At 73.1% G+C, this 2069-nt stretch carries 2 protein-coding genes; both read right to left on the bottom strand.

Annotated features, from left to right (window positions below):
- Positions 1-1259, bottom strand: a 1259-nt coding sequence (locus GH736_RS21790) for a transcriptional regulator (RefSeq protein WP_159607028.1), incomplete at its 3' end; no start/stop codon positions are given.
- Positions 1259-1921 carry a response regulator transcription factor gene (locus GH736_RS21785; RefSeq protein ID WP_159607026.1) on the bottom strand — a complete coding sequence of 221 codons (663 nt, stop codon included), beginning with the start codon at positions 1919-1921 and terminating at the stop codon, positions 1259-1261. The genes GH736_RS21785 and GH736_RS21790, both read right to left, overlap by 1 nt.
- Between the last annotated feature and the right edge of the window lie 148 nt (positions 1922-2069).

Below are 2069 nucleotides of genomic sequence, written 5' to 3'. Positions count from 1 at the left end.
GACACCAGGTGCTGCTGCGCGCCGTCGTGCAGGTCGCGCTCGATGCGACGTCGCGCCTCGACGCCCGCCTCCACGATGCGCTGGCGCGACTGCCGCACCTGCTCCAGGGTGCGCTCGATCTCGGAGCGGAGCCGGCCGTTGTCGACCGAGAGGCGCAGGGCGCTCGACACCCCGTCGAGCAGGCGCATGTTGTCGGTCAGGACGCGGTCGTGGCGGATGAGCGCGATCGGGGCACCGAGCGGCGACGCGACGGGGAGGATGCTGTGGCTGCCCCGGGGATCAGCGGCGTCGGGCTCGATGGGCGTGCCCGCGGCATCCGCGTACCGACCGCGCTCCTCGTCCCACCAGTAGACCCGCACCGACGCGTCGCGGAGCGTGCGGGCGAGGGACTCGGCCCAGAGGCCCCGGTCGGCGCCCTCCCGGGTGATGCGCATGAGGTCGGCGACGCGCGACCGCATGTTGCGCGCGTGGGCCACCCCGGCGTCGAAGCTCACCGGAATCGAGGCGATCGCGATGAGCGAGACGGTGGCGAGCACGGTGTCGGTGGTCGTCGCCGCCGCGTACGTCACCGCCTGCGCCGCGAGCGTGCTGGCCCAGGCGAACAGGGCGAGGGGCATCAGGAACGCCACGGTGCGCGCCGGCACGCTCGCGCGCACCCAGCGCACGAGCAGGCGGCCCGCGATGACGAGGGCGAGCCCCACGCCGATGATGCGGTACCCCACGTCGATCGCCGCGAAGAGCGCAGGCGCGTCGACGACCTGGTACGGGTTGGGGGCGACGCAGCCGCACGCCACCGCGTCGGGCGTCGCCAGCAGCACGACGCCGAGCAGGTTGACGACGGAGGCCACGATCGCGATGCCGGCGATCCACCGGTCGACGCGGTCGGCGAGGAACCCCTTCGGGTAGACCAGCACGATGACACCGGCGATGACCGCCCACCAGAGGTCGACGCCGCGCACGATCGGCCACAGCCAGTCGAAGCCGCCGATGACGAAGTAGATCGACTGGGGGATCCACAGCACGACGAACGCGATCATCAGCCGCGCGGGCGCCCTGGTCGGGCCGATCCGCCACGCCACGCCGGCGCACGCCGCGAACACCAGCGGCACGATCGCATGCAGGGTCGTGTACGAGACCTCGGGTCGCTCGGAGGCGGGCGTGGCGAAGTAGCCGGCGACCTCCATCCAGAGGCTCAGCGCGACGGCGACGACGATGACGACCGTGCGCCTGGCGATCCGGCCCTTGCGGCCGGGGGCCATCACCGTTCGCCGAGGAGCGTGAGCACGGCGAGCACGCGCCGGTGGTGCTCGGGCGACTCCTCGAGGTCGAGCTTCTGCAGGATGCTGCGCACGTGCGTCTCGACGGTCTTCAGGCCGAGGAACAGCGTCTGCGCGATGCCGCCGTTCGAATAGCCCTGCGCCATGAGCTCGAGCACCGAGCGCTCCCGCTCGGTGAGCCGCGACAGCGGGTCGTCGGCGCGGGTGCGCTTCACGAGCTGCTCCACGACCTCGGGGTCGACGACCGAGCCGCCCGACGCGACGGTCTCGACCGCGCGCACGAGGGTCTGCGGCTCGGACACCCGCTCCTTCAGCAGGTAGCCGGTGCCGCTGCCCGCGCCCATGACGCGGAGCGCGTACTCGGGCGTGGCGTACATCGACAGGAGCAGCACGCCGATCGTGGAGCCATCGGCGCGCATGGTCTCGAGGGCGGCGATGCCCTCGTCGCGATAGCTCGGCGGCATGCGGATGTCGAGCACGGCGGCATCCACTCCACCGCCGCGCACGACCTCGAGGAGCTCGTCGCCGGTGCCGACCGAGGCGACGACCTCGATCCCACCGCCTTCGAGGACTTTGGCGATGCCCTCGCGCAGCAGCAGCGCGTCATCGGCGATCGCGACGCGCAGGGGGCGGGCGTCGTTCATCGGGGGCCTCCGTTTCGCGGGCAGCGTCCACCGTCCGGGGGTCGCCACCCGCCTGTGCCGAGCGTACCGCCTGCGTCCCGCGGCGGTGGGTCCCAATTCTGGGGGCACCCGGCCGGCTCGGCGGCCTGGACGCGGCCGGCGGCGAGTG

This window comes from Agromyces humi, assembly GCF_009720255.1.
Taxonomy (GTDB): domain Bacteria; phylum Actinomycetota; class Actinomycetes; order Actinomycetales; family Microbacteriaceae; genus Agromyces; species Agromyces humi.
This window is presented reverse-complemented; position numbering and strand designations above follow the sequence as displayed.

Excerpts from the sequence above, each read along its gene's own strand:
- GH736_RS21785 (WP_159607026.1), bottom strand. The coding sequence starts at position 1,921 with ATGAACGACGCCCGCCCCCTGCGCGTCGCGATCGCCGATGACGCGCTG.